This is a genomic window from Ensifer sp. 4252, assembly GCF_050434565.1.
Lineage (GTDB): Bacteria > Pseudomonadota > Alphaproteobacteria > Rhizobiales > Rhizobiaceae > Ensifer.
The window spans coordinates 260,467-284,785 of the sequence record NZ_JBNDIU010000003.1; the positions used below are offsets into that span (position 1 = coordinate 260,467).

Sequence of the window (24,319 nt, forward strand, 5' to 3'; positions counted from 1 at the left end):
AAAGCGGCAATAAAACTATAAGGCGCCCCATTCCATTCAAATTCATGCATGCAGAGGGTGCCATGGCTGGCCATTCACAGTTCAAGAACATCATGCACCGCAAGGGCCGTCAGGATGCGGTGCGCTCGAAAATGTTTTCCAAGCTCGCGCGCGAAATCACGGTTGCCGCCAAGACCGGCATGCCCGATCCGTCCATGAACGCGCGGCTGCGTCTGGCGATCCAGAACGCCAAGGCGCAGTCGATGCCGAAGGACAACATCGAACGCGCGATCAAGAAGGCCTCCGGCGGCGACGCGGAGAACTACGAAGAAGTTCGTTACGAAGGTTACGGTCCGGGCGGCGTCGCCGTTATTGTCGAGGCGCTGACCGACAACCGCAACCGTACCGCCTCCAACGTCCGCTCGACCTTCACCAAGGCCGGCGGCGCGCTTGGTGAAACCGGTTCGGTTTCCTTCTCGTTCGATCGCGTTGGCGAGATTACCTACAAGCTTTCAGTCGGCGACGCCGACAAGGTGATGGACGCGGCAATCGAAGCCGGTGCCGACGACGTGACCACGGACGAGGACGGCCACACGATCATCTGCGGCTTCGAAGCGATCGGCGAAGTCTCCAAGGCACTCGAAGACACGCTCGGCGAAGCCGAAACCGTCAACGCAATCTGGAAGGCCCAGAACACCGTGCCTGTTGACGAGGAGAAGGCGCAGTCGCTGATGAAGCTCATCGACATCCTTGAAGACGACGACGACGTGCAGAACGTTTATTCGAACTTCGAAGTTTCTGACGAAGTCATGGCGAAGCTTTCCGCCTGATCCCAGATCTTTCTGTCTTGAAGGTTTTGATCGACCCGTGTCCGGCAGGGCGCGGGTTTTTCTTTGACGGTGCCGCCGGTCAAATATGACGCGCAAAGGGCGCTGTAACGCTTTAGACTTGCTGCATAATTTTCTCCTCGAATCGATTCCGGTTAAAGGAATTATGCCGTAGGTGTCACCGATGACGTATGAGTTCGCGATCTTCGACTTCGACGGCACGCTCGCCGATACGGCAGAGTGGTTCATGGCGGCGAGCAACCTCGCCGCTGCACATTTCGGCTTCCGACAGCTCACGGTGGAGGAGTTCAAGGGGCTGCGTGCCATGGGCAGCCGCGAGATCATCGCGCATCTTGGCGTGCCGATGTGGAAACTGCCGCAGATCGCCACTTTCATGCGAAAGGAAATGGCCGCCCGGGCACAGGCGATCCAGCTTTTCCCCGGCGTTTCGGACATGCTGACGGGGTTGAAGTCGGCCAGCGTCGGCGTCGCGGTCGTCAGTTCGAATGGCGAAGCAGCCATCCGCAAGGCGCTGGGCGAGACCGCCTCTGCCATCGACCTGTTCGAATGCGGCGCCACGCTGTTCGGCAAGGCGCAGCATTTCAAGAAGGTCGTCAAGTTTGCCGGCATCGACCCGTCGCGGATGCTCGCGATCGGCGACGAGGCGCGTGACATCGAAGCCGCCCGCAAGGCGCGGATCGCCGCCGGAGCCGTCGGCTGGGGCTACGCCGACCCGACGTTTCTGAAATCGCTCGGGCCGGATCGTTTCTTCGATCGCATGGACGAGATCCTGCCGGCTTTCCGGGCCGCGAAGGGCTGAGAGGCTACGCTGCCTTTGAAAGCTGCTGCTGGGCCTTGGCGAAAAGCCGAAGCGACTTGAGCCGGGCATCCATGTCGAAGATCGGCATCGAGATGATCAGTTCGTCGGCCTTGGTCTGCTCAAGGAACGTTTCGATCTTCCTGCGGATCGTCTCCGGTCCGCCGACGATGGCATAGGACATCGCGTGGTCGACGAAGATCTTTTCATCCGAACTCCACAAGCCATCCATGGACGCGACGGGTGCGGGGAACCGGCCGCGGGCGTTGCGACGCAGGGCGACGAAGGATTGCTGCATCGACGTGAAGAGATAGTTCGCCTCCTCGTCGGTCGCAGCCGCCACGCCCATGACGCCGACCATCACGTGCGGTTTGGCCAGCGTTACAGAAGGCGTGAAGCGTTCGCGATAGATTTCAAGCGCCGACAGCAGCATGTCCGGCGCGAAATGCGAGGCAAACGCGAAGGGCAGGCCGAGCATGCCGGCAAGGTGCGCGCTGTAGTGGCTCGAACCGAGCAGCCAGATCGGCACATTGGTATCGGCGCCGGGAACCGCGATGATCGCCTGATTTTCGGCAACCGGCCCGAGCAGCGCCTGCAGCTCGACGACGTCGTTGGGGAAGTTGTTGGCGCTCGCCTCCATGTTGCGACGCAGAGCTTGGGCAGTGCGCATGTCGGTGCCGGGCGCACGGCCAAGGCCAAGATCGATGCGGCCGGGATAGAGGGCGGCAAGCGTCCCGAACTGCTCGGCAATCACCAGCGGCGAATGGTTCGGCAGCATGATGCCGCCGGAGCCAACGCGGATCGTCTTCGTTCCTGCGGCGACATGGGAGATGACGATCGAGGTCGCAGCGCTGGCAATGCCCTTCATGCCGTGGTGTTCCGCGAGCCAGAAGCGCTTGTAGCCGTTTTCTTCGGCCGCCTGCGCCAAGAGCCTTGAGTTTTCGAGCGATTGGGCGACGCTGCCGCCTTCGGTGATCGGGGAGAGATCGAGGACGGAGAAAGTCGCCATGAGCAAGGCCTTTATTGAGCGAAATTGATTGAATGGCTATGTAAGGTCAAAATTCCTCAATCCAAGGGCAGCGCTCGAGATTTCCGGCCGCCGCGCTTGCCGCGTGTGGATGTTTTTGTTTTGTTCACTTTTTGCTGGCAGCGTCCGGACACGCAGCATAGGGTGAATTTCATGCAGACCACGATTCGCATCATCGGCATCGATCCGGGCCTTCGCCGTACCGGCTGGGGCATCATCGAAACGCTTGGCAATTCGCTGCGCTTCGTTGCGTCCGGAACGGTGACATCCGATGGCGACATGGATCTCGCCTCGCGTCTCTGCCAGTTGCATGATGGCCTGGCCGAAGTCGTGCACAGCTATCAGCCGCATGAGGCGGCTGTGGAGCAGACCTTCGTCAACAAGGACGCGACGGCGACACTGAAGCTCGGCCAGGCACGCGGCATCGCCATGCTGGTGCCGGCGCGCGCCGGCTTGAGGGTTGCCGAATATGCGCCGAACGCGGTCAAGAAGGCCGTCATCGGTGTCGGCCACGGCGAAAAGCAGCAGATCCACATGATGCTGAAGGTCCTGATGCCGAAGGCCGAGTTCAAGGGCAACGATGCGGCCGACGCGCTCGCGATCGCCATTTGCCATGCGCACAACCGGCTGTCGGTGACCAGCCGTCTTGCCGCCCTGATGGGGTAGTTGCGCTGGTGCCGTTAATTTCCGATGGTCGGTCCGATCATCCCGCAATCCATCCATGAGAGACGACGCCACATGATCGGCAAATTGAAGGGTACTATCGACGAAATCGGCGAGGATCATGTCGTTCTCGACGTGCATGGCGTCGGCTATGTCGCCCATTGTTCGGCGCGCACATTGTCGAAGCTCGGGTCGGGGGGAGAGGCGGCGGTGCTGTTTATCGAAACCTATGTGCGCGAGGACCAGCTGAAGCTGTTCGGCTTTCTGACAGCTCTGGAGCGCGAGTGGTTCCGCCTGTTGCAGAGCGTTCAGGGCGTGGGCTCCAAGGTGGCGCTGGCTCTGCTGTCGACGCTGACGCCGGGCGAGCTCGCAAATGCGATTGCGCTGCAGGACAAGACTTCGGTGTCGCGCGCGCCGGGCGTCGGCCCGAAGGTGGCCGTACGCATCGTCACCGAACTGAAGAACAAGGCGCCGGCCTTCGCCGGCGAAATGTCCGGCTCGATCGGGCTCAAACAGGAGCTTGGCGAGGGTGTTGCCTCGGCGCCGGTTTCCGACGCGGTGTCGGCGCTGACCAATCTCGGCTATTCCCGCGATCAGGCTGCAAACGCGGTTGCCGCGGCGCTGAAGAATGGCGGCGAGGATGCCGACAGCGCCAAGCTGATCCGGCTGGGTCTCAAGGAACTGGCGCGATGACGGCTTGCGTTGTCGGGCCGGCCGATGCAAAACGGCCATATTCTTTGACACCATGCACACGAATGCCCGATCGATTGGAACGGATGGATGACTGATGCCGCACGCCTGATAACGCCGGATAAGCGCGGCGAGGATCTCGATGCGACCATGCGTCCGCAGTCGCTGGACGAATTTACCGGCCAGGCGGAAGCGCGCGCCAACCTGAAGATCTTCATCGAAGCGGCGAAGAACCGCGGCGAGGCGCTCGATCACGTGCTGTTCGTCGGACCGCCCGGCCTCGGCAAGACGACGCTTGCACAGATCATGGCCAAGGAGTTGGGCGTCAACTTCCGCTCGACCTCCGGCCCGGTCATCGCCAAGGCCGGCGACCTGGCAGCGCTTCTGACCAATCTCGAAGAGCGCGACGTCCTGTTCATCGACGAAATCCATCGTCTCAACCCGGCGGTCGAGGAAATCCTCTATCCGGCGATGGAAGATTTCCAGCTTGATCTCATCATCGGCGAGGGGCCGGCGGCGCGATCGGTGAAAATCGACCTGTCGAAGTTCACGCTGGTGGCCGCAACCACGCGCCTTGGCCTGCTGACGACGCCACTGCGCGACCGTTTCGGTATCCCGGTGCGGCTCAATTTCTATACGGTCGAGGAACTGGAATCGATCGTGCGCCGCGGTTCCCGGCTGATGGGCCTCGGCATGACCGATGACGGTGCACGCGAGATTGCGCGGCGCGCGCGCGGCACGCCCCGTATCGCCGGCCGGCTGCTTCGTCGCGTGCGCGATTTTGCCGAGGTGGCGCGCGCCGAAGCGGTGACCAAGCAGATCGCCGATGAGGCGCTGACGCGGCTGCTCGTCGACAATATGGGGCTCGACCAGCTCGACCGCCGCTATCTCTTCATGATCGCCCAGAATTTCGCTGGTGGGCCTGTCGGCATCGAGACCATCGCCGCCGGGCTCTCCGAACCGCGCGATGCGATCGAAGACATCATCGAGCCCTATCTGATCCAGCAGGGCTTCATCCAGCGCACGCCGCGCGGCCGAATTTTGACCGCCAATGCCTGGAAGCATATCGGCCTCAATCCGCCGAAAGAGGTTGAGGCGACGCAGTTCCGGCTGACGCTCGAGGACGAGTGAATGATCACCCGCCGCGGACTCTTGAAGCTTCTCGGCGGCGGCATAGCCAGTATGGCGGCACTTGGCGGCTACGCCTTTGCCATCGAGCCGCTCGCCCGGCTGAACGTAACGCGCTATTCGCTCACACCTGCAGGCTGGACACCTGGCTTGAAGCTGCGGGTGGTGGCGCTTGCCGATATTCACGCCTGCGAACCCTGGATGTCGGCCAATCGCATCGCTTCGATCTGCCGACAGGCCAATGCGCTTGGCGGCGATATCACCGTCCTCCTCGGCGACTATGCCGCCGGCATGAACCTCGTGACGCGCTACGTGCATTCCAGCGAATGGTCGAAGGCGCTTGCGACGCTCGAGGCGCCGCTCGGCGTGCATGCGATCATGGGCAATCACGACTGGTGGGAGGACAGGACCGCGCAGAAGAACAGCGGTGGTCTCACCTTCGGTCACAAGGCGCTCGCCGACGTCGGTATCAACGTCTACAGCAACCGCGCAATCCGCCTGGAAAAGGATGGGATCGGCTTCTGGCTTGCTGGCCTCGAAGACCAGCTTGCCCTGGTGCCGGGCAAGAAATGGATGCGCACGCATATGCAGGGCCTCGACGATCTCGACGGCACGCTGGCGCAGGTCGGCGACGACGCGCCGGTGATCCTGCTTGCCCATGAGCCGGACATCTTTCCGAAAGTGCCGTCGCGCGTCGCTCTGACGCTCTCCGGTCATACCCATGGCGGGCAGGTCCGTTTTCTCGGTCATTCTCCGGTCGTGCCGTCCCGTTTCGGCGATCGTTATGCCTATGGTCATATGGTCGAAGGGGATCGCAGCCTGATCGTTTCCGGCGGGCTCGGCTGCTCGATTGCGCCCGTGCGCTTCGGCGTGCCGCCGGAGATCGTCGTCATCGATCTCGGTTGAGGGAAACCCGGCCGCATGGCTTAGGCGGACGGCCGAATGACGTATTTCGGCGTGGCGGCGTGCTGGCTATGATCCGCTAGGAGAAGCGCCGGCCGTCGACGTTGGACGAGCGCTTCCATTGCCTGCATTGCCGCGATGAAGGTGGCAGGCGGCTTGACGTCCATCCATCGAAGGGAAGGGTGAATGCTGGCACGGCGCGGGTTCCTCAAGCTTCTCGGTGGGCTGGTGATGGCTGGGTTTGGCACCAGCGCCTATGCCGTGGGGGTCGAGCCGTTGCAGCGGCCGCTGGTGACGTCCTACGCTTTGCGGCCTGCCAACTGGCCGCCGGGCCTCAAGCTCAGGGTCGTCGTCCTGGCCGATATCCATGCCTGCGAGCCCTGGATGCCGGTGCACCGGATTGCCGGCATCTGCGATCAGGCGAGTGCGCTTGACGGCGACATCATCCTCCTGCTCGGCGACTACATGAGCAGCCTGCGCTTGACCGGCTTCGTCGAACCTGCCCGTTGGGCCGAGGAATTGGCGCGGCTGAAGGCACCGCTCGGCGTCCACGCGATCATGGGCAATCACGACTGGCTCAACGATCCGGTCGCCCGTCGGGCCGGGCATAGTCCGACGCTGGCGCACAGGGCGCTCGCCGGGGTCGGCATCCCGGTTTATGACAATCGTGCACTGCGGCTCCAAAAGGACGGACGATCCTTCTGGCTTGCCGGCCTGGCGGATCAACTCGAGCCCGTCTATCCGGCTCCGGATGGCTCCGGCATGATCCCCGGGCTCGATGATCTGCCCGGCACGTTGGCCGGAATTGACGGCGACGACCCGATCATCCTGATGGCGCATGAACCGGACATCTTCGTCGACGTGCCCCGTCGCGTTTCACTGACGCTCGCCGGTCATACCCACGGTGGCCAAGTGAGAATTCTGGGCTATGCGCCGCTTGTTCCGTCGCGATACGGCAACCGCTATGCCTACGGCCACATCGTCGAAGACGATCGTCACATGATCGTCTCCGGTGGATTGGGGCTTTCGAATTTGCCGATACGGATCGGATCTCCGCCGGAAATCGTTGCCATCGATATCGGCTAATGACGGCGCCCGCTCAAGCAGCGGGCTATATCGCCGAGGCAGGTGTCGAATATCTGTGTATGACGTATGTCTACTTTATTGTATTCTTACTTTAGCCACATCCATGCCGCGTTTTCAGCCGATTTCGACAGTAACAAGGCGCCGGGCGATTAAGGGCATAGCAGTATCACATGCGGTCCCGGGACAGACAGAAGCGGTTATAGTTCAGCGTCGATTTCATTCAGTCTGAAGGAACTTTGTAGGCTGCGCCATTTGGGGTGGCGCTAATCCCATGTGATCCTGCCGATATCGAAAAGGTACCTTCAATGGGTCTCATGTCTTTGATCAATACGCTGAGCCTCGACCCCGTCGCTGCGCTCAAGACGGGTCTACGCATACTCCATTTCATCGGTTTGGCGCTGGGATTGGGGGCTGCAACCGTTCTCGATCTGATGATCGTCAGGTTCTTCATCAAGGGGAAGGTGACCCCGGAGCACTGGGCGGTGTTCCACTTCGGGTCGAAGATCGTCAATTGGGGCTTGATCCTTCTGTGGGTGACGGGCTTCGGCTTCCTCGCCTATTACGGCCTTTTCGAACCGATCAAACTCGGCAATGAAAAGGTCTGGGCGAAAATGTCCATTGTCGCCATCCTGACGATCAACGGCGCATTCATCCACGCGGTGATCCTGCCGAAGGTGAAGATGCAGATTGGCCGTTCGCTGATGGAAGGCATGTCGACCAAACAGCGCAGCACCTTCCTCGTCTCCGGTGCCATATCGGCAACCTCCTGGTACGTGCCGCTGATGCTCGGCGCATTGCCACAGCTCAACTTCGTCGTTCCGATGACGGTGATCCTGATGGCCTATGGCCTGCTGCTGGCCGCCGCGATCGTCGTCTCGCACAGCCTTCTCTTCGTGCTTCCGGCGGATAAGAAACCGGCAAAGCAGATGAAAGCGCGGATCGAGCCGGTGATGGGTCTGCTGTCGGTTGCTTGAGTTGGGGGACCATGGGTCCGGTTTGACTCATGATCTGAAGGAAAGGCCCGGCGTCGAGCGCGACGCCGGGCCTTTCTGTTTACATGTATCGCGAGCAAATAGGGTCAGGCGGCTTTGCTCAAGAGATTTTGCAGGGCGCTGCGCAAGCCGGGCACGACTTCATAGGTGTCGGTTACCAGAAGCAGACCATCGGCGCACTCGAACCATTCTCCTGTCATCGTCGCGATCCCCTTGACTGAGGTGCTGAGCTTGGCAACCTCGATCGAGTTGGCCGGGGTGCTGATGACCCGCTCGGCAATCCAGGTGTCGAGCCAGCTTTGGTTCTGGGGCGAGACGGCCTCCAGCGCGGTTTGCGGGTGGCTGTCGAAATAGTTCTGGATGGCCATGTTGGTCGGTGCGATGACAATCTGGTCCAGATTGCTATCGCCCACGGCATCGATGACGCGTGAGCGCTCCAGCGCCATCAGGAAGGTATCAGTCTTGCCGTCCCGCCCGGTTGTCGCCGCGAGAGAGCGCAGCGTCTCCAGTATGGTGGGAAGCGGCAGTTCCTCCTGCACATCGTCGGCGGCGGTCTTGGTGAGGGATTGATAGATCAGGTCGATGCCGGGGGTGAACGACCGCTTTCGGATGCCGCGCGTCCAGTTGTATTCGAAATCCACCTCGAAGCGACCTTTGAGATTGGGTACTACGCCCTGCGGCACCTCGATGATCACGGCCGGGTTCCAGATATAGCCGGCATAGGATGGGCGGCCGGGATTTGCCGGCATTCCCGACGACACCCAGCCGACATGCGGCAAGCTGGTGTGCCACTCGATCGATCGCGATCCCGGGCGCGCCGCGAATGAGACCTCTGAAGCGGTGAAGCTGACGCCGACGTTGGCGCTGAGCGAAGCGCCCGCCTTCGGGCCTTCCGAACTATTCTCGGCGCTCAGTTCGCCGCCGATCGAGAAGCTGATCGTTGCCTGCTCGACCGTGCTGTTCGGCCCGAACGTCAAGAGACGCGCTTGTGCCGAGGTCGCCTCGATGCGCAGAGTCATGTGGTTGGCATAAAAGCCGACCGAGATCCAGTTGGACGACGGGTTGGACGGCGAGCCCTGAATGCCGTGGTAGACATCGCCGGCAACGAGGTAGTAGTCGCGCGTCAGATTTTGGTCGCCGTGCATCAGCTTGTAGACAGACAATAAGGCGTTCGCGGTCAGGGTTTGCGATGAGGTTTTGACCGTACCCCAGCCAAAATCCTTGCCGCCGTTCGTTCTCCATTCACCGTTCAAAGTGCCGACAAGCTTCCAGACTTCAGGATTCAACGTCTCGATAGGCATCTTTTGGTTTCCTTCGAAGCGCCGTCGATCGACGGTAGGTTGAGCTGTGGAGCGAAGACCGAGACCGGCCCGCGCAGCCACCATAACGCAGATATTCTGAGACAACCTAAGGTAATAATCTGTGCATTAAAGCTCTTTAAAGCTCTGAATTTGCACGGGCGTGACGCTGTCCGGTGCGCTTGCAGCATCAGGCGAGCAGGCTTCTGACCGTTGCCTGCAATCGCTCCAGCCCGCCCGGCTGCCAGCCAAGTGCCCGGATCTTCTCGGTATTCATGGCGTTGAACGCGATTAGCGTGGCTAAGCCCGGAAGGGCGTGCTTGGAGCCGGTAATATCCTGAACCATTGCCAGAATGGCACTGTTGTCGACGAGCACATCGGAGACATTGAACACGCGGCTCGTCAGGTGGGCGAGCGGTGCTTCGAGGGTGAGGCGAACGGCGGCGGCCACATCGTCACCATGCACTTCGGTGCCGGCGCGTGGTGCAATCGGTCGGCCGGATAGATAATCATCGAAAAGCGGCTGCCATTTGTGAGTGGCACCTTTGCCAGAGGGGCCGTAGACGCCGGTGACACGCAGGCTCACCGTCGCGAATTCGTCGTTTCCCAGCTTGGCGAGTTCGCTTTCGGCTTCCAGCTTGAGGGCGCCGTAGAGGCTTTCTGGGTGGCAGGGCGTATCTTCAAACAGTCCTGCGCCCGACGGCTGGTCGCCATAGACCGCACGGCTCGACAGGAAGACGCAACGCTTCACGCCGTGGTCGCGGGCGGTTTGAAACAGGCTGACGGAGCCGTCGAGATTACTGCGGCGGAACCCTTGCGGATCGTCGCCTTCACCGCCGCGATAACGGCCGGCGACATGCTGGAAGGCGGCATGGACGAAGTGGTCGACGTCACGGAAGGCTACGCGCTGATCGATATCCGGGTCGAGTGCGAGCGAAACGAAAGCGACAGGTCTCGAAAAGAAGGCGGGAGCGGGTGGGGTGCGGCCGCCGACAACCACGTCATACCCCCCGGCCATCAGATGTTCGACGATGAAGCGACCGACAAAACCGGTGCCACCGGAAACGAGCACGCGTGTCATGACTGAGCCGGATTGGGAAGAGTTGCGATGTCGGGGATATCCTCGCCGGTGAGGTAGGCGAACCAGAGGTCGATCAGGGGGCGAAGCTGCTCGACGCGGGGATGGTCTTTCTCCCACGGCTTTTCGTACTGGTAGTGCAACACGCCGATCGACGACCACTCCCAGAGTTCGGGCAGGTTGAACCAGACATATTGCAGCATGTTCATCGTCACCGGCAGGCCATGCCATTCGGGAAAGAAGGTCTGCAGGAAGGTCTGATCGGTGCGTGGCCAAAAGGCTTCGGGCGCATCGAGCCTGCCGAGCATGGCGCGGAACGTCGCGGTGGATGGCTCGGCAACGAAAACGCCGGAATTCAGGCGGTGAAAGTCGGCAAGGCCTTCATAGACGTTCGGCGCCGCGGAAAACTCCGGATAGCGAAACAGCCGGTCGATGTTTCTGAGAACGATGGCATCCGCGTCGATGAACACGCAGCTGCGATATTCGGTCAACTGCCAAAGCCGCAGCTTGCAGAAATTGTCGAGAGGCGAGTGAAAAGCCGGCTTGCGCCCCTTGGTGAAGGGAGCCTTGTCGTGGACGTTGCTGCGGGCGTGCCGCTCGTTGAACGCATCCGAGAGCGGCAGCAATTCGGTTTCGATGAGGCGGCAGCCGAATTCGGAGAGCGGCGCGAGAGCCTCCGCCGATACGCCGCCGGTGTGGAGAACGACGATATCGGCCGGCGTGTCCGTGAGGCGGATCGAGCGGGCGAGCGCGCGGGCGCCGAGCGCGTAGTCGGCATTGGTGACGAGCGTCACGAATGCATGGTTTGACGAGGCAGGGGAGGAGGAGCGGAGCCCCTCCTGTTGATCGTCAAGTGATGTCATGAAACGGATTTCAGCCGCTTGCCCTCGGGGTCGTGGTCGATGCGCGCCGCGATGTCCTTGGTCCAGGCGGAGACGGCCGGAACGCGCGAGCGATCGACACGATAGGCGAACTTCCTGCTGACATCGACGATCTCGGAAAGCAGACCGTCCTTTAGGCGGGTCGGGTCGAGGCCGAGCGCCAGGAACTTTTCGTTGTGCACGACCAGCTCGTTTTCCGCCGCTTCCTTGCGCGGGTTGGGCAGCCAGGCAATCTGCGAACCGGAGATCGCGGCGATCATTTCGGCGAGGTCCCGCACCCGGTGGGTTTCCGTCATCTGGTTGAAGATTTCGACGCGGCTGCCACGGGCGGGCGGGTTCATCAGCGCCAGTTCGATGCAGCGCACGGAATCCTGGATGTGGATGAAGGCGCGTGTCTGGCCGCCGGTGCCATGCACTGTCAGGGGATAACCGATTGCCGCCTGGATGAGAAAACGATTGAGCACCGTGCCATAGTCGCCGTCATAGTCGAAGCGGTTGATCAGCTGGGCGTGCCTGCGGGTCTGCTCGGTGTGGGTGCCCCAGACGATGCCCTGGTGCAGGTCGGTGATCCTGAGACCGTCGTTCTTGGCGTAGAACTGGAACAGCAGTTGATCCAGGCACTTGGTCATGTGGTAGATCGAGCCCGGATTGGAGGGATAGAGGATCTCCTGGCTCACGGTTTCGCCCGCCATCGTCTCGATGCCAACAGGTAAATAGCCCTCGGGGATCGCCGCGCCGACGGTCGAATAGCCATAGACGCCCATGGTGCCGAGATGCACCAGATGCGCATCGAGCTCGAGTTCTACCAAGGCGTTCAGCAGATTGTGCGTGGCATTGACGTTGTTGTTGACCGTGTAGTTCTTGTGCCGGTCGCTCTTCATCGAATAGGGCGCGGCGCGCTGTTCGGCGAAATGGACGATCGCGTCGGGGCGATGTTCCGCCAGCCAGTTCTTCAGAAGCTCGTAGTCGCGGGCAAGGTCGATCAGGTTGAAATGGATGCGGCGGCCGGTTTCGGCATGCCAGATGCGGGTGCGCTCCTGGATCGAATCCATCGGGGTCAGAGACTGAACGCCGAGCTCCGTATCGATCCAGCGACGTGAGAGATTGTCGAGAATATGGATGTCATGGCCGGCGTCGGACAGGTGAAGGGCCGTTGGCCAGCCGACGAAACCATCGCCGCCGAGGATCGCAATCTTCATGCACGGATCTCCTGATCAGGAAGGAAAGCTGTGTCACCTGTAGGATAGGATTGTGACAAAGCTGCAATGCTTGCAAATGCGTTTTTGTTCCTGCACAGGATTTGGGAAATTCTTGTCGGAGAGAAGCATGTCCCTGATCTCGCTTGCAGGCGAACTGACCGAACACGGCCATCGACTGGTCCAGCGCGTTTATTACGAAGATACGGATTTTTCCGGCGTCGTCTATCACGCCCGCTATCTGCATTTCATGGAGCGCGCCCGCACGGATTTCCTGCGGCTGCTCGGCGTCGAGCAGGCGACGCTGGCGATCGAGGGAGACAGCGAGGGCCTCGTCTTCGTCGTGCATCGCATGGAGATCGACTTCAAGGTGCCGGCACGCATGGACGACATCCTGACGATCGGCACGGTGACGGAGAAGGCCGGCGGTGCCAAGATGGTGCTGCTGCAGGAGATCCGGCGTGACGGGCAATTGCTGATCGCCGCCAAGGTGATCATCGCGGTGATCAACGGCCAGGGCCGACCGCGCCGGCTGCCGGAGGCATTGGCGACGAAGTTCACACAGGCCAGGCAAAGCGCGGGCTAGGCCAGCGTTCGCCCTTGCAAGCATCGCAGCGACCTTATTTGAAGGGCGCTTTTTTTGTTGCCGCGCGGCCGCTCAAAAACGAGCCTAGCCGCTTACTCGGGCAGCGCGTCCAGTATCTTCCTGGTCAGGGACTGCTTGGTGCCGCCAAGTTCGGCCCAGGGTTCCGCACCGCTTTCTATGCGCTCGAGGATATCGGCGACATGGAAGCTGTTGGCCGCATCGAGATCGGAAAGCTCGCTCCAACTGACCGGCGTTGCGACCGGTCCGCCGGCACGGGCCCGGGTGGAATAGGGGGCGATCGCGGTGGCGCCGCGCTCGTTCCTCAGCCAGTCGATGAAGATCCTGCCCTTGCGCTTCGCCTTCGACATGGTGGCAATGAAATTGTCCGGATCGCGGTCGGCGAAGCACTGGGCAAAGGCCTTGGCGAAGCGCTTGGCATCGTCCCATGGTGCGCGCGGCGCCAGCGGAACAATGACATGCACGCCCTTGCCGCCGGTAACCATCGGAACCGATTGCAGGCCGATCTTATCCAGCGCGTCGCGAAGGCTCAATGCGGCCTTCTTGACGGTCGTAAAATCGACGCTCGGGTCGGGGTCGAGATCGAAAACCAGCCGATCCGGCGTCTCCAGCTTGTCGACGGGCGATCCCCAGATGTGAAATTCCAGCGTTCCCATCTGCACCGCCGCAACGAGGCCCTTGGCATCGCGCACATACATGTAGTTCTCGGTATCGCCGGAGGATTCCTTCACCGGCGTCTCATGGATTTCGCCAGGAAAACCCTCGCTGGCATGTTTCTGGTAGAAGCATTGGCCGCGTCCGCCCTGTGGGCAACGCATCAGCGACAGCAGGTGATCGCTGGCAAAGGGCAGCATCTTTTCCGCCACGACGGCGTAGTAGCGGGCGAGATCGAGCTTGGTGATGCTCTCTCCCTCGAACAGCTCGCGCTCCGGATGGGTGATGCGAACGCCGAGAACGGTGTCGTCCGCAGTCGCCGCGCGCGGCGTTTTGCCCGGTGCACGCTGTGTGCCGCCCGAGGCACGCACTGCTTTGTCCGGTGCATTCTTCGTGCCGGGTTTGGACTCTTTCGACGCCTTCGGTCTTTCCAGTGTCACGGCTTTGGCCTCCTTGTCGCGGCGCAACCCTTCGAAAGCGCCGTGTCGAATGTGTCCGTCGTCGGTGAATTCGGCGAAATCGACCTCGGCCACCAGATCCGGTGTCAGCCAGATCGCGTCGCGGGCGATCTCGTCCGGCACGGAGGTAAACGGCGGCGTCTTGCGCCGGCGTTTGGCGAAGGCGTCTGAAAGCTCTTCCATTCGCGCTTCATCGAAACCGGTGCCGACCCGGCCCTGATAGACAAGCTTGTCATCCTCGAATGTGCCAACAAGCAGGGAGGCGAAGGCGCGTCCCTTCTTCGATGAGGGCGAATAGCCGCCGATCACGAATTCCTGGCGTTTCGTGCATTTGATCTTCAGCCAGCTGCGCGTGCGCCGGTTCTGGTAGGGGGCGTCCGCCTGCTTGGCGATGATGCCTTCCTGCCCGGATTTGCACATGGCAGCCAGGACCTTGGCGCCCTTGCCGCGCACGTGCTCGCTATATTGCACCGTGCCTTTCGGCCCCATGGCGTCGAGCAATGCTTTCAGCTCGCTCTTTCGTTCGATGAGCGGTTTCTTGCGCAAGTCACGACCGTTCAGCTCTAGGAGATCGAAGGCGTAGAAGCGTGTGTCGCCGCCGTGTTTCAAGGCCTTCTGCAAGGCGGAAAACGACGAGCCTTTATCGGAGACCGCCACCGCCTCGCCGTCGATCAGCGCCGAGTTGCAGTCGAGTTCTGCCAGCGTGTTGGCAATCGCGTGAAACTTCTCGGTCCAATCGAGACCGGTGCGCGTATAACATCGGGCCTCGCCACCACCGACGGCCACCAGCAGCCGGTACCCATCGAACTTCATCTCGTTCAGCCAATCGTCGCCATCGGGCGCCTCCGCAACCAGGGTGGCAAGTTGCGGCTTTTGGAAGCGCGGCGGTTTTCCTGATCGCTTGCGCGTCTTCGGGCTCGGGGCTTCTTCGGCGATTGCCCCAGCCTTGACATTGGCGGCTGCGCTCTTTTTGGACTGCCAGACGTGTTTCTTGCCTTCGCCCTTTCCGGCGGCGATCTCCATCATGGTGCGACCTGTGAAGACACTGGTCGTATTGTCCTCGATCAGGCTCTCGCCTTCGTCGGACGCGATGTCGTCGGTTTCCTTGATCAGCAACCAGTTTTCGCGCTTTTCCCCTGGCCGGGGCCGCATGCGCACCAGCGCCCAGCCGCCCTGCATGCGCTCGCCGTGCAGGTGGAACTTCAACTTGCCTTCCTGCAGCCCTTCTTCCGGATCGTTGTCGGGTTCCCACCAGCCGGTGTCCCACAACATGACGGTGCCGCCGCCATACTGCTTTTCCGGGATGGTGCCCTCGAAATCGCCATAGGCCATCGGGTGGTCCTCGGTGCGCACCGCCAGCCGCTTATCCTCGGGATTGAGGCTCGGTCCGCGCGTCACCGCCCAGCTCTTCAAAACACCGCCCCATTCCAGCCGGAAATCGTAGTGCAGCCGCGTCGCGTCATGCTTCTGCACGAGGAACCGCTTCTGGCCCTTGCGGGCAGGTGCCGCTTTGCCCTCGGGTTCACGCGTCCTGGAAAAATCGCGGCGCCGGTTGTAATCGGAAAGCGGGTTCTGGCGGGTGGCCATCGGTCACCTCACGCGGACTTGCGTCGGCGGGAGGTCGACGCCGGTTTTGCGGCCGGCTTCTTGCCGCTGCTGCCTTCGAGGCTTTTCTTAAGGGCGGACATCAGGTCGACGACATTGTCGCCGCCGCGTGACGGCCGCTCGTCCTCGTTCACCGAGACGGTCGTGGTCTTGCCCTTCATCTTGCGCTTGACCAGATCCTTCAGCGCGGCGGTGTAGTTGTCCTTGAAGGCCGCCGCATCGAATGGCGCTGTCTTGCGGTCGATCAGTGCAGTCGCGACATCAAGTAGCTCCTTGTCCGCCTTCTTGCCCGACAGGCCCGAGAACATCGGGTCGGCCTTGCGCAACTCGTCGGCGTAGTGCAGCGTTTCGAGCAGGAGGCCGTCGCCGCAGGGTTTGACGGCGACGAGATATTCGCGGCCGCGCAGCGTCAGCTGGCCGAGCCCGACCTTGGAGGCGGCGCGCAGGGCATCGCGCACGACACGATAGGCGTCTTCGGCGAGATCGTCGGTCGGCACGAGGTAATAGGGCTTGTCGAAATAGATCGGCGAAATGTCGCAGGCTCCGACGAACTGGACGAGTTCCAGCGTCTTCTTCGTCTCCAGCTTGATCGTATCCACTTCCTTCGGCTCGAGCAGCACGTATTTGCCGGACTCGTACTCAAAACCCTTGACGATATCGTCGGTGTCTACAGGCCCGATGCCGTCGACGACCTTTTCGTAGTGCACCGGCTTGCCCGATGGTTCATGGATCTGGCGGAACGAGACGTTGCCGCCCGAGCGGGTGGCGCTGAAAAGCTCGACGGGGATCGAGACGAGGGAAAGGCGAAGCTGGCCCTTCCAGAGCGCGCGGGAAGGCATCATCGTTCTCCGTTCAGCGGTTTGGCGCCGGACGCACGAGCGTCCTGGGCGAGGGCTTGCTCGATGCCGGCGATGTCTTCGCTGGTGATGGCAGGGATCGGATCGGAGATGATTGCCTGCAGCACCTCGCTGGACAGCACGCCGTTGGCGAGCGCTTCCTCCAGGGCGGCGCGCGTTTCGCGCTCAGCCTTCAACTGCGCGTAGAGCGCCAGGATCAGGCGATCGCGCTGATCGAAGTGCTGCGGGGCGGACCGCCGGTCGCGATGTCGTGTCGTTTGCGTGGTCATGGCGAGAAAACGCCGGCGGGCGAGGGAAGTTCCGAGACGTGGCTGCGGTCCCAAGGTGCGGCCGGAAAGACACAGTCACGGTAACACTCCCTTAACCATAATGGTGTCTTAATCAGCCCATCAGGATTTGTGCAGTGCACGTCATCCTTTGACCAAAATTGACGGCAAGAAGGCAACCATAAGCTAATAAAGGTCGCGATGGTGCGACCAGCGGCGGCGCCGGGGCATTCTTGCAACAGGACGTTTGGGCTACCCGGTCACGAGCATGAGCCGCTCTTGCCGGGTGTTTGGATTCGGGGACTGAAAACGATGGAACAGGTTGGATTGGCCGCTGCTACGCACGATGTGACCCTCTGGTCGCTGTTCATGCAAGCGGGCTTTGTCGTAAAGCTGGTTATGCTGGGGCTGATTGCAGCTTCGGTCTGGACATGGGCGATCGTCGTCGACAAGACGCTGAACTACGGTCGCGTCCGTCGCCAGCTCGACGGTTTCGAGCAGGTGTTCTGGTCGGGCCAGTCGCTGGAAGAGCTGTATCGCACGCTCTCCGACCGCCAGACGGCCGGCATGGGCGCGATCTTCGTCTCTGCGATGCGCGAATGGAAGAAGAGTTTCGAGCGCGGCGCGCGTTCGCCGATCGGTCTGCAGATGCGTATCGACCGCGCCATGGACGTGACGCTTGCCCGTGAATCGGAATCGCTGGAAGCGCGCCTCGGCTCGCTCGCGACCATCGGCTCTGCTGCCCCCTTCATCGGCCTCTTCGGTACCGTCGTCGGCATCATGACCTCGTTCCAGGCCATCGCCGGTTCGAAGTCGACCAACCTCGCGGTCGTGGCGCCGGGTATCGCCGAAGCGCTGCTGGCAACGGCCATCGGCCTGCTCGCCGCTATCCCTGCCGTTATCGCCTACAACAAGTTTTCCGCCGACGCCGGCAAGCTGTCGGCGCGCATGGAAGCCTTCGCCGACGAGTTTTCCGCGATCCTGTCGCGGCAGATCGACGAGAAGCTGCAGAGCCCGCGTCAGGCCGCGCAATAATCGCCAGAGAGCACGGAGACCACGCTGATGGGTATGTCGGTTGGCGGAGCCAAGGGGTCGGGCGGCGGTCGTCGTCGCCGCGGCGGCAAGAAAGCGATCATGAGCGAAATCAACGTCACGCCGTTCGTGGACGTGATGCTGGTGCTGCTGATCATCTTCATGGTCGCCGCCCCGATGATGACGGTCGGTGTGCCGATCGACCTGCCGGAAACGCAGGCCAAGGCGCTCAATTCCGATACGCAGCCGATCACCGTTTCGGTCAACCCGGCCGGCGAGATCTTCCTCCAGGAAACGCCGATCGCGATCGACGAGGTCGTGCCGAAGCTCGAGGCAATCGCCACCACCGGCTACAACGAACGCATCTATGTCCGCGGCGACACCAACGCCGACTACGGCACGGTGATGAAGGTCATGGCACGCGTCTCGGCTGCAGGGTTCAAGAACCTCGGCCTCGTGACGCTGCAAGAACAGGAAAAGTGATCCTTGGCCATGAAGGGCAGTCTCGCCACATCTGGTCTGCTGCACGCTCTGGTTCTGACCTGGGCGATGGTTTCGCTCGGCAGCCCGGCTGATTTCCAGGTCGCCGACGTTGAGGCTTTGCCTGTCGACATTGTCCCCTATTCGGAAATGACCCAGGTCCAGCAGGGCGACAAGAAGGCACCGAAGAAGGAGACGTCGTCGCCGGTTCCAACCAAACGTCCGGAAACGAACCAGCCGGCCGAGAATATCGGCGACAACGACACGGACCTGAAGACGCCGCCGACGCCGAACGCCAAGCCGTCGAAGAGCGAGGCCACGGCCTCGCCGGAAAAGAACGAGAAGCCCGAACCGACGCCAGATCCGGTCGAGCAGGAAATCAAGAAGGTCGAGGAGAGTAAGCCCGCCTCCGAACCGGCGACCGAAGTCGCGGCATTGCCGGAGCCCAAGCAGGAAGTGAAGCCGGAGACGAAGCCGGAACCGGCGCCCGCTGAGGAAAAGCCGGCCGAAAACCCGGAAGCCGAAGCGCTGCCCGAAAAGGTGCCGACCCCTGCGGCCAAGCCGAAGGTCGAAAAGCCGGCACAGTCCGCAAAGACGCCCGACCGCAAGAACGAGCAGACGCCGAAGGAACAGAAGAAGGCGGCCTCGACGGAGGAAAGCAAGTTCAACGCCGATGAGATTGCCGCGCTGCTCAACCGGCAGGATCCCTCTGCCGGTGGCGCCAAGCGCTCGACGCAAGAGGCGGCTCTGGGCGGCAAGAAGACCATCGGTGTTGGCCTTAGCGCCAACGAGATCGACGGTGTGAAGGGCCAGATCCAGGGCAATTGGTCCTTGATTGCCGGGTTGACCGGCGTTGAGGAAGTCCGCGTGTCGATCCGGGTGCAATTGGATCCGTCGGGCAACATCGTCGGCACGCCCGAGGTCACCGCCACGGGCGGTCCCGAAGGAACGCGACGCGCCGTGGAAAGCAGCACGCTGCGTGCGCTCCGGCGCTCGGCACCACTACAGAACCTGCCGCCTGAGAAATATGACGGCGAAAAAGGATGGAATACCCTCGTGCTGAACTTCGACCCCTCGGAATTCGCACTCTAGAGCTGCCGGGATTGGAACCCATGCCGGATAGCAAACCAACCCTGCAAACCCTTCGTACTAAGCTGAAAGGCTTGTCTCTATGATCAAGAGCTCTTTTTTCCGCGCCCTGATGGTGGCGGCGGGTCTGTTGGCCGCCTTTGTGGCGGCGACACCGGCGAACGCGGTCGTCGAAATCAACATCAACAAGGGTAACGTCGAGCCGTTGCCGATCGCGATCACCGACTTCCTGCAGGGTGAACTCGGCAAGAAGATCTCCGACGTGGTCGCAGCCGACCTCAAGCGTTCGGGCCTGTTTGCGCCGATCGACAGGGGCGCCTTCATCGAAAAGATCAGCAACCCCGACGCCGCGCCGCGGTTCGAGGACTGGAAGGTCATCAACGCGCAGGCGCTTGTCACCGGTCGCGTGACGCAGGAGGCCGACGGCCGCCTGAAGGCAGAATTCCGGCTCTGGGATACGTTCGCCGGCTCGCAGATGACCGGCCAGCAGTTCTTCACCCAGCCTGAAAACTGGCGTCGTGTTGCCCATATCATTGCGGACGCGATCTATGAGCGGATCACCGGCGAAAAGGGTTACTTCGATACACGTGTCGTCTATGTCGCCGAAAGTGGCCCGAAGACCGCCCGCAAGCGTCAGCTCGCGATCATGGACCAGGATGGCGCAAATCCGCGGGCGCTCACCAACTCCAACGACATCGTTCTGACGCCGCGCTTCTCGCCGAACCGCCAGGAAGTCACCTACATGTCGTTCGAAAACCAGCAGCCGCGAGTTTACCTGCTGCAGCTGGAAAGCGGACAGCGCGAAGTGGTCGGCAACTTCCCGGGCATGACCTTTTCGCCGCGCTTCTCACCGGATGGCCAGCGCGTCATCATGAGCCTGCAGCAGGACGGCAACGCCAACATCTACACCATGGACCTGCGCTCGCGCACGACGACCCGCCTCACCAGCACGGCGGCGATCGATACGGCGCCGTCCTATTCGCCGGATGGTGGCCAGATCGCCTTTGAAAGCGACCGCGGTGGCCGACAGCAGATCTATGTCATGGGCGCCGATGGTTCCGGCCAGCGCCGCATTTCGTTCGGCGACGGCTCCTATTCGACGCCGGTCTGGTCTCCGCGCGGTGACCTCATCGCTTTCACCAAACAGTCGGGCGGCAAGTTCTCGATCGGCGTGATGAAGCCCGACGGTTCGGGCGAACGCATCCTGACCACGGGCTTCCACAACGAAGGCCCGACCTGGGCACCGAACGGCCGCGTGCTGATGTTTTTCCGCCAGAACGCCGGTGCCGGCGGACCGCAGCTCTACTCGATCGACCTGACCGGTTACAACGAGCAGGCCGTCCCGACCCAGGGCTTTGCCTCCGACCCGGCCTGGTCGCCGCGGCTTGAATAGTGGGCTCGCCTTTGCGGCGGGGATTGTGGCAGCGACGCCGCTTTCTCGCCGCAAAGTGCTGGTCTAGCAGGCGCCGAGCTTAAATTATCGATTTGTTAACCATAACTGTTGAAAAGCGATTAACCGCTTCCGGTTACAGTCTGGCAACCGTGAATTCAGACACTTCTCAAGGAGACCGGCGCATGAGCCGAATTGACACCCCGGCCGCAGGCCGCATGCAGACCCTCGCTCGCAACCCGGTCATGATCGCACTTGTCATGACCCTTGCCATCGCTGGCTGCGCGTCGAAGAAGAACCTTCCGGGCAGCGCCGGCGAGCTTGGTCTCGGCGGCGCGGGCTCCGCAACGCCGGGTTCGCAGCAGGACTTCACCGTCAACGTCGGCGACCGCATCTTCTTCGATACGGACTCGACCTCGATCCGTGCCGACGCCCAGCAGACACTCGACCGCCAGGCTCAGTGGCTCGCCAAGTACCCGAACTACGCCGTCACTGTCGAAGGCCATGCCGACGAGCGCGGCACCCGCGAATACAACCTGGCGCTCGGCGCTCGCCGTGCCGCTTCCACCAAGGACTATCTGATCTCGCGTGGCGTTCCGGCCAACCGCCTGAAGACGATTTCCTACGGTAAGGAAAAGCCGGTCGCGGTTTGCGACGACATCTCGTGCTGGTCGCAGAACCGCCGCGCAGTCACCGTCCTCGGTGGCGCCGGCATGTGATCTTCCGATCACGCATCGCTAAATTATAAGGGCGGCCTTGTGCCGCCCTTTGCTTTTTTACCACACTTTGGCCGAACTCCGTTGCTTTTTCAGGGTAATTGGAAAACTGTGCGGCAATCATCCAGATGAATCGGCGAGATGTATTGCGGGCCTCGATTCCAGGGTGGGAAAACCGGTATTCGAACAGGACAAATGAAATGAAGAAATTTGTCGTGGCTGGACTGCTTGGTCTCGCGGCCCTTTCGGGCCTTGGCCAGACAGCAAATGCCATGCCGCTTTCCGGGCTCGCAGCCCGAACGACACACGCCGACACGGCAGGCTCGCACAGTCTTCCCGTCGTGAGGGTTCAAGCGTCCGAAACCACACGGGTCGGCCAACTTGAAGAACAGATCCGCTCGCTCAACGGGCGTATCGAAGAAATGAGCTTCCAGCTTCTGCAGATGCAGGAGCAGATCCGGAAGTTCCAGGAGGACAACGAGTTCCGCTTCCAGGATCTGGAAAGCGGCAAGGCCTCCCCGAAGAAGAGCGGCGCACTGCAGACGCCGAAATCCAGCGATCAGGCGTCCGTCACCCCTCAGGTGACGGATAGCCAGACGATGGCGCCCGTCGATCCCGGCACCGGCATGGCCGCGTCGGGTGCCAATCAGGGCACGACCGGTGCCGCGCCACCGACGACGCTCGGACAGATCGTCTTCGACGAGAGCGGCAATCCCATCTCGACCACGACAGACGCGCAGCCTGGCGCCAACGCCACGCCTCCCGGGGTCGATCCCGGTGTCGCGCTTCCAGGCAGCAATGGCGGGCTCAACGCCAATCCGGGTACTGATCAGCAGACCGCAGCGCTCGACAATCCCGGCGACCTCTATCAGTCGGCCTATGGACACGTGCTTTCCGGCGACTACAGCACCGCCGAGCAGGAGTTCCGCGATTATCTCGACGTGTTCCCGCAGGGCGAAAAAGCAGCCGATGCCAGCTTCTGGATGGGCGAGGCGCAGTATTCGCAGGGCAAATACAGCGATGCCGCCAAGACGTTCCTGAATGCGCACCAGGCGCACGCCAAATCGCCGAAGGCTCCGGAAATGCTGCTGAAGCTCGGCATGTCGCTCGGCGCGCTGGATAACAAGGAAACCGCCTGCGCTACGTTGCGCGAGGTGAACAAGCGCTATCCGAAGGCCTCGCCGGCCGTGCGCGCAAAGGTGACGAGCGAGCAAAGCCGCTTTGGCTGCTGAGACCCCGGCGCACCTGGCCGTTCTCGAAACGGCGAAACGATTTCTTTTATCTTTCCATCGGCCTGCCCGACTGCTTGCAGCCGTCTCCGGCGGCAGCGATTCCAAAGGATTGCTTCTCGCCCTACACCGGGCGATCGAGGCAACCGGTGACGCCGACCTTTCACTTGCGGCCTGCACGGTCGACCACGCCCTGAGACCCGGCTCCGCCGAAGAAGCGCAGGCCATGGCCGACTTCTGTGCGAGCCTCGGCATTGCACATATCGTCAAACGCTGGGACGGCGAAAAGCCGGTGGCGGGAATCCAGGCAGCCGCGCGCGAAAAACGCTATGAGCTGCTGGCGAGCGCGGCCGACGATCTCGGCGCGACCTGCATTGTCACTGGGCACACGCTCGACGACCAGCGTGAGACGATCCGGATGCGGTCCGAGCGCGGGCAGGGACCCGGCGGCGCCGGAATGGCCGACGCAACGCTCTACGACAGGCGTTTCTGGGTGTTGCGTCCGTTTCTCGGCCTTCGCCGTGCCGACATACGCGCCTTTCTGAGCGCTGAGGGCGTCGGCTGGTTCGACGATCCGAGCAACGTCAATATGCGCTTTGAGCGCGTACGGACCCGCGAGCGCCTCGCCGAAACGGCTGACGAAACGACTGCCGCATGGGATGCCGTGTCTCGGGCACGCTCGTCGGTGAAGGCCGCTGCCTGGCTGAAGCTTCATGCGCGCGTTCACGAAAACCTGGTCGTGAGCTTTGCCGGCGCTGCTGTCGCTGGATACGTCGACGCCGATTGCCGCCGCGCGCTTCTGGCAATGGCTGGTGTCATTGGTGGCCGGACGCATCCGTTGGCCGCGGAAACTGTCACGCGACTGATGGCGTTTATCGGGCGGCGCGAACCGGGGCGGCTGACCGCGGGACACGTGGTGTTCGACATGCGCGCGACCGGCCTTTACCTCTATCGCGAGGTGCGGGATCTGCCGCTTCTCACGCTGCGGCCGGGCGAAGCCGGCATCTGGGACGGCCGTTTCGAGGTTCGAAATGTCGGAAATGGCATGGTGCAGGTCGGCGCCACCAACGATGGCGAGCTGCAACAGGAGAGACTTATTGCCGCAGGACTGCCACCGGGCGTTGCCAGGCGGGCGTCGGTTTCCGCGCCTGGGGTTGTATCCACAGACAGCAATTGCGTCGCGAAAGCCGAGGTGGAGCCTCGCATTGGCCCCTACGACACCTTTTTGCCGGGTTTCGACCTGATCATGGCGGAGATGATTGCCGGATTGTTCGGGCGTCAGCCCTATGTTCGGTCGCCGGTTCACGATCTGTTGACAGAAATGGAACGGTAGTTGGCGGTTTGCCTTGGCAAGGCGTCGCCAGAACCCTATGT

Annotated in this window: 24 protein-coding genes; 16 read left to right on the forward strand and 8 right to left on the reverse strand. The window is 61.9% G+C overall.

All coding sequences use genetic code 11. The features are described from left to right. Window positions 1–62 precede the first annotated feature (62 nt). Both ABIE33_RS10235 and ABIE33_RS10240 read left to right on the forward strand, forming a co-directional pair. On the forward strand, window positions 63–809 hold the full coding sequence (locus ABIE33_RS10235; protein ID WP_429124451.1) for a YebC/PmpR family DNA-binding transcriptional regulator: 747 nt from the start codon (window positions 63–65) through the stop codon (window positions 807–809). Between the two features lie 181 nt (window positions 810–990). Then, the gene (locus ABIE33_RS10240; protein ID WP_429124453.1) at window positions 991–1,626 is read left to right on the forward strand and encodes an HAD hydrolase-like protein; all 636 of its coding nucleotides are present in this window, start codon (window positions 991–993) and stop codon (window positions 1,624–1,626) included. A gap of 4 nt (window positions 1,627–1,630) precedes the next feature. On the opposite strand, the gene ABIE33_RS10245 is transcribed toward ABIE33_RS10240, so the two are convergent. Then, on the reverse strand, window positions 1,631–2,632 hold the full coding sequence (locus ABIE33_RS10245; protein WP_429124456.1) for an LLM class flavin-dependent oxidoreductase: 1,002 nt from the start codon (window positions 2,630–2,632) through the stop codon (window positions 1,631–1,633). Between the two features lie 171 nt (window positions 2,633–2,803). On the opposite strand from ABIE33_RS10245, the gene ruvC reads away from it, so the two are divergent. The 6 genes from ruvC to ABIE33_RS10275 all read left to right on the forward strand — a co-directional run bounded on the left by ruvC (window position 2,804) and on the right by ABIE33_RS10275 (window position 8,094). Next, window positions 2,804–3,316 (forward strand): crossover junction endodeoxyribonuclease RuvC, encoded by a 513-nt coding sequence (ruvC, locus tag ABIE33_RS10250; RefSeq protein ID WP_053249697.1) that lies wholly within the window; start codon window positions 2,804–2,806, stop codon window positions 3,314–3,316. A gap of 72 nt (window positions 3,317–3,388) precedes the next feature. Continuing rightward, window positions 3,389–4,006: a Holliday junction branch migration protein RuvA gene (gene ruvA / locus ABIE33_RS10255; RefSeq protein WP_429124459.1), complete on the forward strand. Its 618-nt coding sequence runs from the start codon at window positions 3,389–3,391 to the stop codon at window positions 4,004–4,006. Window positions 4,007–4,093: 87 nt separating this feature from the next. Then, window positions 4,094–5,134, forward strand: a complete 1,041-nt coding sequence (gene ruvB / locus ABIE33_RS10260; protein WP_429124461.1) for a Holliday junction branch migration DNA helicase RuvB — start codon at window positions 4,094–4,096, stop codon at window positions 5,132–5,134. After that, window positions 5,135–6,037, forward strand: a complete 903-nt coding sequence (locus tag ABIE33_RS10265) for a metallophosphoesterase (protein ID WP_429124463.1) — start codon at window positions 5,135–5,137, stop codon at window positions 6,035–6,037. It begins immediately after the preceding gene. A gap of 183 nt (window positions 6,038–6,220) precedes the next feature. Further along, window positions 6,221–7,120 carry a metallophosphoesterase gene (locus ABIE33_RS10270; RefSeq protein ID WP_429124465.1) on the forward strand — a complete coding sequence of 300 codons (900 nt, stop codon included), beginning with the start codon at window positions 6,221–6,223 and terminating at the stop codon, window positions 7,118–7,120. 314 nt (window positions 7,121–7,434) lie between these two features. Continuing rightward, window positions 7,435–8,094, forward strand: a complete 660-nt coding sequence (locus ABIE33_RS10275) for a hypothetical protein (protein WP_429124467.1) — start codon at window positions 7,435–7,437, stop codon at window positions 8,092–8,094. 104 nt (window positions 8,095–8,198) lie between these two features. Here ABIE33_RS10275 and ABIE33_RS10280 read toward each other — a convergent pair whose 3' ends face one another. The 4 genes from ABIE33_RS10280 to ABIE33_RS10295 form a co-directional block, all read right to left on the reverse strand. Then, window positions 8,199–9,413 (reverse strand): hypothetical protein, encoded by a 1,215-nt coding sequence (locus ABIE33_RS10280; protein WP_429124469.1) that lies wholly within the window; start codon window positions 9,411–9,413, stop codon window positions 8,199–8,201. Window positions 9,414–9,600: 187 nt separating this feature from the next. After that, on the reverse strand, window positions 9,601–10,491 hold the full coding sequence (locus tag ABIE33_RS10285; RefSeq protein ID WP_429124471.1) for an NAD-dependent epimerase/dehydratase family protein: 891 nt from the start codon (window positions 10,489–10,491) through the stop codon (window positions 9,601–9,603). Beyond that, a complete protein-coding gene (locus ABIE33_RS10290; protein ID WP_429124473.1) occupies window positions 10,488–11,351 on the reverse strand; it encodes a glycosyltransferase in 864 nt (287 codons plus the stop codon). Before ABIE33_RS10290 ends, ABIE33_RS10285 begins: the two co-directional genes overlap by 4 nt. Then, a complete protein-coding gene (locus tag ABIE33_RS10295; protein ID WP_429124475.1) occupies window positions 11,348–12,568 on the reverse strand; it encodes an NAD-dependent epimerase/dehydratase family protein in 1,221 nt (406 codons plus the stop codon). The genes ABIE33_RS10290 and ABIE33_RS10295 overlap by 4 nt, the downstream gene beginning before the upstream one ends. A gap of 127 nt (window positions 12,569–12,695) precedes the next feature. Between ABIE33_RS10295 and ybgC the strand changes: the two genes are divergently transcribed. Further along, window positions 12,696–13,151 carry a tol-pal system-associated acyl-CoA thioesterase gene (gene ybgC, locus ABIE33_RS10300; RefSeq protein ID WP_429124477.1) on the forward strand — a complete coding sequence of 152 codons (456 nt, stop codon included), beginning with the start codon at window positions 12,696–12,698 and terminating at the stop codon, window positions 13,149–13,151. 92 nt (window positions 13,152–13,243) lie between these two features. Here ybgC and ligD read toward each other — a convergent pair whose 3' ends face one another. The 3 genes from ligD to ABIE33_RS10315 are packed head-to-tail and all read right to left on the reverse strand — an operon-like array spanning window position 13,244 to window position 17,012. Further along, window positions 13,244–15,868 carry a DNA ligase D gene (ligD, locus tag ABIE33_RS10305; RefSeq protein WP_429124478.1) on the reverse strand — a complete coding sequence of 875 codons (2,625 nt, stop codon included), beginning with the start codon at window positions 15,866–15,868 and terminating at the stop codon, window positions 13,244–13,246. Window positions 15,869–15,876: 8 nt separating this feature from the next. Then, window positions 15,877–16,725 (reverse strand): Ku protein, encoded by an 849-nt coding sequence (locus ABIE33_RS10310; protein ID WP_429124480.1) that lies wholly within the window; start codon window positions 16,723–16,725, stop codon window positions 15,877–15,879. Beyond that, a complete protein-coding gene (locus tag ABIE33_RS10315) occupies window positions 16,725–17,012 on the reverse strand; it encodes a hypothetical protein (RefSeq protein WP_429124482.1) in 288 nt (95 codons plus the stop codon). Before ABIE33_RS10315 ends, ABIE33_RS10310 begins: the two co-directional genes overlap by 1 nt. Window positions 17,013–17,321: 309 nt before the next feature. Between ABIE33_RS10315 and tolQ the strand changes: the two genes are divergently transcribed. The 7 genes from tolQ to tilS all read left to right on the forward strand — a co-directional run bounded on the left by tolQ (window position 17,322) and on the right by tilS (window position 24,278). After that, window positions 17,322–18,044: a protein TolQ gene (gene tolQ / locus ABIE33_RS10320; protein ID WP_429124484.1), complete on the forward strand. Its 723-nt coding sequence runs from the start codon at window positions 17,322–17,324 to the stop codon at window positions 18,042–18,044. A 27-nt stretch (window positions 18,045–18,071) separates the two neighbouring features. Further along, window positions 18,072–18,524 carry a protein TolR gene (gene tolR, locus ABIE33_RS10325; RefSeq protein ID WP_429124485.1) on the forward strand — a complete coding sequence of 151 codons (453 nt, stop codon included), beginning with the start codon at window positions 18,072–18,074 and terminating at the stop codon, window positions 18,522–18,524. Between the two features lie 9 nt (window positions 18,525–18,533). Next, window positions 18,534–19,613 (forward strand): hypothetical protein, encoded by a 1,080-nt coding sequence (locus ABIE33_RS10330; protein ID WP_429124726.1) that lies wholly within the window; start codon window positions 18,534–18,536, stop codon window positions 19,611–19,613. 79 nt (window positions 19,614–19,692) lie between these two features. Then, window positions 19,693–21,003 (forward strand): Tol-Pal system beta propeller repeat protein TolB, encoded by a 1,311-nt coding sequence (gene tolB, locus ABIE33_RS10335; RefSeq protein ID WP_429124487.1) that lies wholly within the window; start codon window positions 19,693–19,695, stop codon window positions 21,001–21,003. Window positions 21,004–21,185: 182 nt separating this feature from the next. Further along, a complete protein-coding gene (gene pal, locus ABIE33_RS10340; RefSeq protein WP_429124489.1) occupies window positions 21,186–21,719 on the forward strand; it encodes a peptidoglycan-associated lipoprotein Pal in 534 nt (177 codons plus the stop codon). Window positions 21,720–21,916: 197 nt separating this feature from the next. Then, window positions 21,917–22,948 carry a tol-pal system protein YbgF gene (ybgF, locus tag ABIE33_RS10345; protein ID WP_429124491.1) on the forward strand — a complete coding sequence of 344 codons (1,032 nt, stop codon included), beginning with the start codon at window positions 21,917–21,919 and terminating at the stop codon, window positions 22,946–22,948. Beyond that, window positions 22,938–24,278 (forward strand): tRNA lysidine(34) synthetase TilS, encoded by a 1,341-nt coding sequence (gene tilS, locus ABIE33_RS10350; protein ID WP_429124493.1) that lies wholly within the window; start codon window positions 22,938–22,940, stop codon window positions 24,276–24,278. Before ybgF ends, tilS begins: the two co-directional genes overlap by 11 nt. The last annotated feature ends 41 nt before the right edge of the window (window positions 24,279–24,319 follow it).

Coding starts and splice junctions, on each gene's coding strand:
- ABIE33_RS10235 (WP_429124451.1), top strand. CDS start 63: ATGGCTGGCCATTCACAGTTCAAGAACATCATGCACCGCAAGGGCCGT.
- ABIE33_RS10240 (WP_429124453.1), top strand. CDS start 991: ATGACGTATGAGTTCGCGATCTTCGACTTCGACGGCACGCTCGCCGAT.
- ABIE33_RS10245 (WP_429124456.1), bottom strand. CDS start 2,632: ATGGCGACTTTCTCCGTCCTCGATCTCTCCCCGATCACCGAAGGCGGC.
- ruvC (WP_053249697.1), top strand. CDS start 2,804: ATGCAGACCACGATTCGCATCATCGGCATCGATCCGGGCCTTCGCCGT.
- ruvA (WP_429124459.1), top strand. CDS start 3,389: ATGATCGGCAAATTGAAGGGTACTATCGACGAAATCGGCGAGGATCAT.
- ruvB (WP_429124461.1), top strand. CDS start 4,094: ATGACTGATGCCGCACGCCTGATAACGCCGGATAAGCGCGGCGAGGAT.
- ABIE33_RS10265 (WP_429124463.1), top strand. CDS start 5,135: ATGATCACCCGCCGCGGACTCTTGAAGCTTCTCGGCGGCGGCATAGCC.
- ABIE33_RS10270 (WP_429124465.1), top strand. CDS start 6,221: ATGCTGGCACGGCGCGGGTTCCTCAAGCTTCTCGGTGGGCTGGTGATG.
- ABIE33_RS10275 (WP_429124467.1), top strand. CDS start 7,435: ATGTCTTTGATCAATACGCTGAGCCTCGACCCCGTCGCTGCGCTCAAG.
- ABIE33_RS10280 (WP_429124469.1), bottom strand. CDS start 9,413: ATGCCTATCGAGACGTTGAATCCTGAAGTCTGGAAGCTTGTCGGCACT.
- ABIE33_RS10285 (WP_429124471.1), bottom strand. CDS start 10,491: ATGACACGCGTGCTCGTTTCCGGTGGCACCGGTTTTGTCGGTCGCTTC.
- ABIE33_RS10290 (WP_429124473.1), bottom strand. CDS start 11,351: ATGACATCACTTGACGATCAACAGGAGGGGCTCCGCTCCTCCTCCCCT.
- ABIE33_RS10295 (WP_429124475.1), bottom strand. CDS start 12,568: ATGAAGATTGCGATCCTCGGCGGCGATGGTTTCGTCGGCTGGCCAACG.
- ybgC (WP_429124477.1), top strand. CDS start 12,696: ATGTCCCTGATCTCGCTTGCAGGCGAACTGACCGAACACGGCCATCGA.
- ligD (WP_429124478.1), bottom strand. CDS start 15,868: ATGGCCACCCGCCAGAACCCGCTTTCCGATTACAACCGGCGCCGCGAT.
- ABIE33_RS10310 (WP_429124480.1), bottom strand. CDS start 16,725: ATGCCTTCCCGCGCGCTCTGGAAGGGCCAGCTTCGCCTTTCCCTCGTC.
- ABIE33_RS10315 (WP_429124482.1), bottom strand. CDS start 17,012: ATGACCACGCAAACGACACGACATCGCGACCGGCGGTCCGCCCCGCAG.
- tolQ (WP_429124484.1), top strand. CDS start 17,322: ATGGAACAGGTTGGATTGGCCGCTGCTACGCACGATGTGACCCTCTGG.
- tolR (WP_429124485.1), top strand. CDS start 18,072: ATGGGTATGTCGGTTGGCGGAGCCAAGGGGTCGGGCGGCGGTCGTCGT.
- ABIE33_RS10330 (WP_429124726.1), top strand. CDS start 18,534: ATGAAGGGCAGTCTCGCCACATCTGGTCTGCTGCACGCTCTGGTTCTG.
- tolB (WP_429124487.1), top strand. CDS start 19,693: ATGATCAAGAGCTCTTTTTTCCGCGCCCTGATGGTGGCGGCGGGTCTG.
- pal (WP_429124489.1), top strand. CDS start 21,186: ATGAGCCGAATTGACACCCCGGCCGCAGGCCGCATGCAGACCCTCGCT.
- ybgF (WP_429124491.1), top strand. CDS start 21,917: ATGAAGAAATTTGTCGTGGCTGGACTGCTTGGTCTCGCGGCCCTTTCG.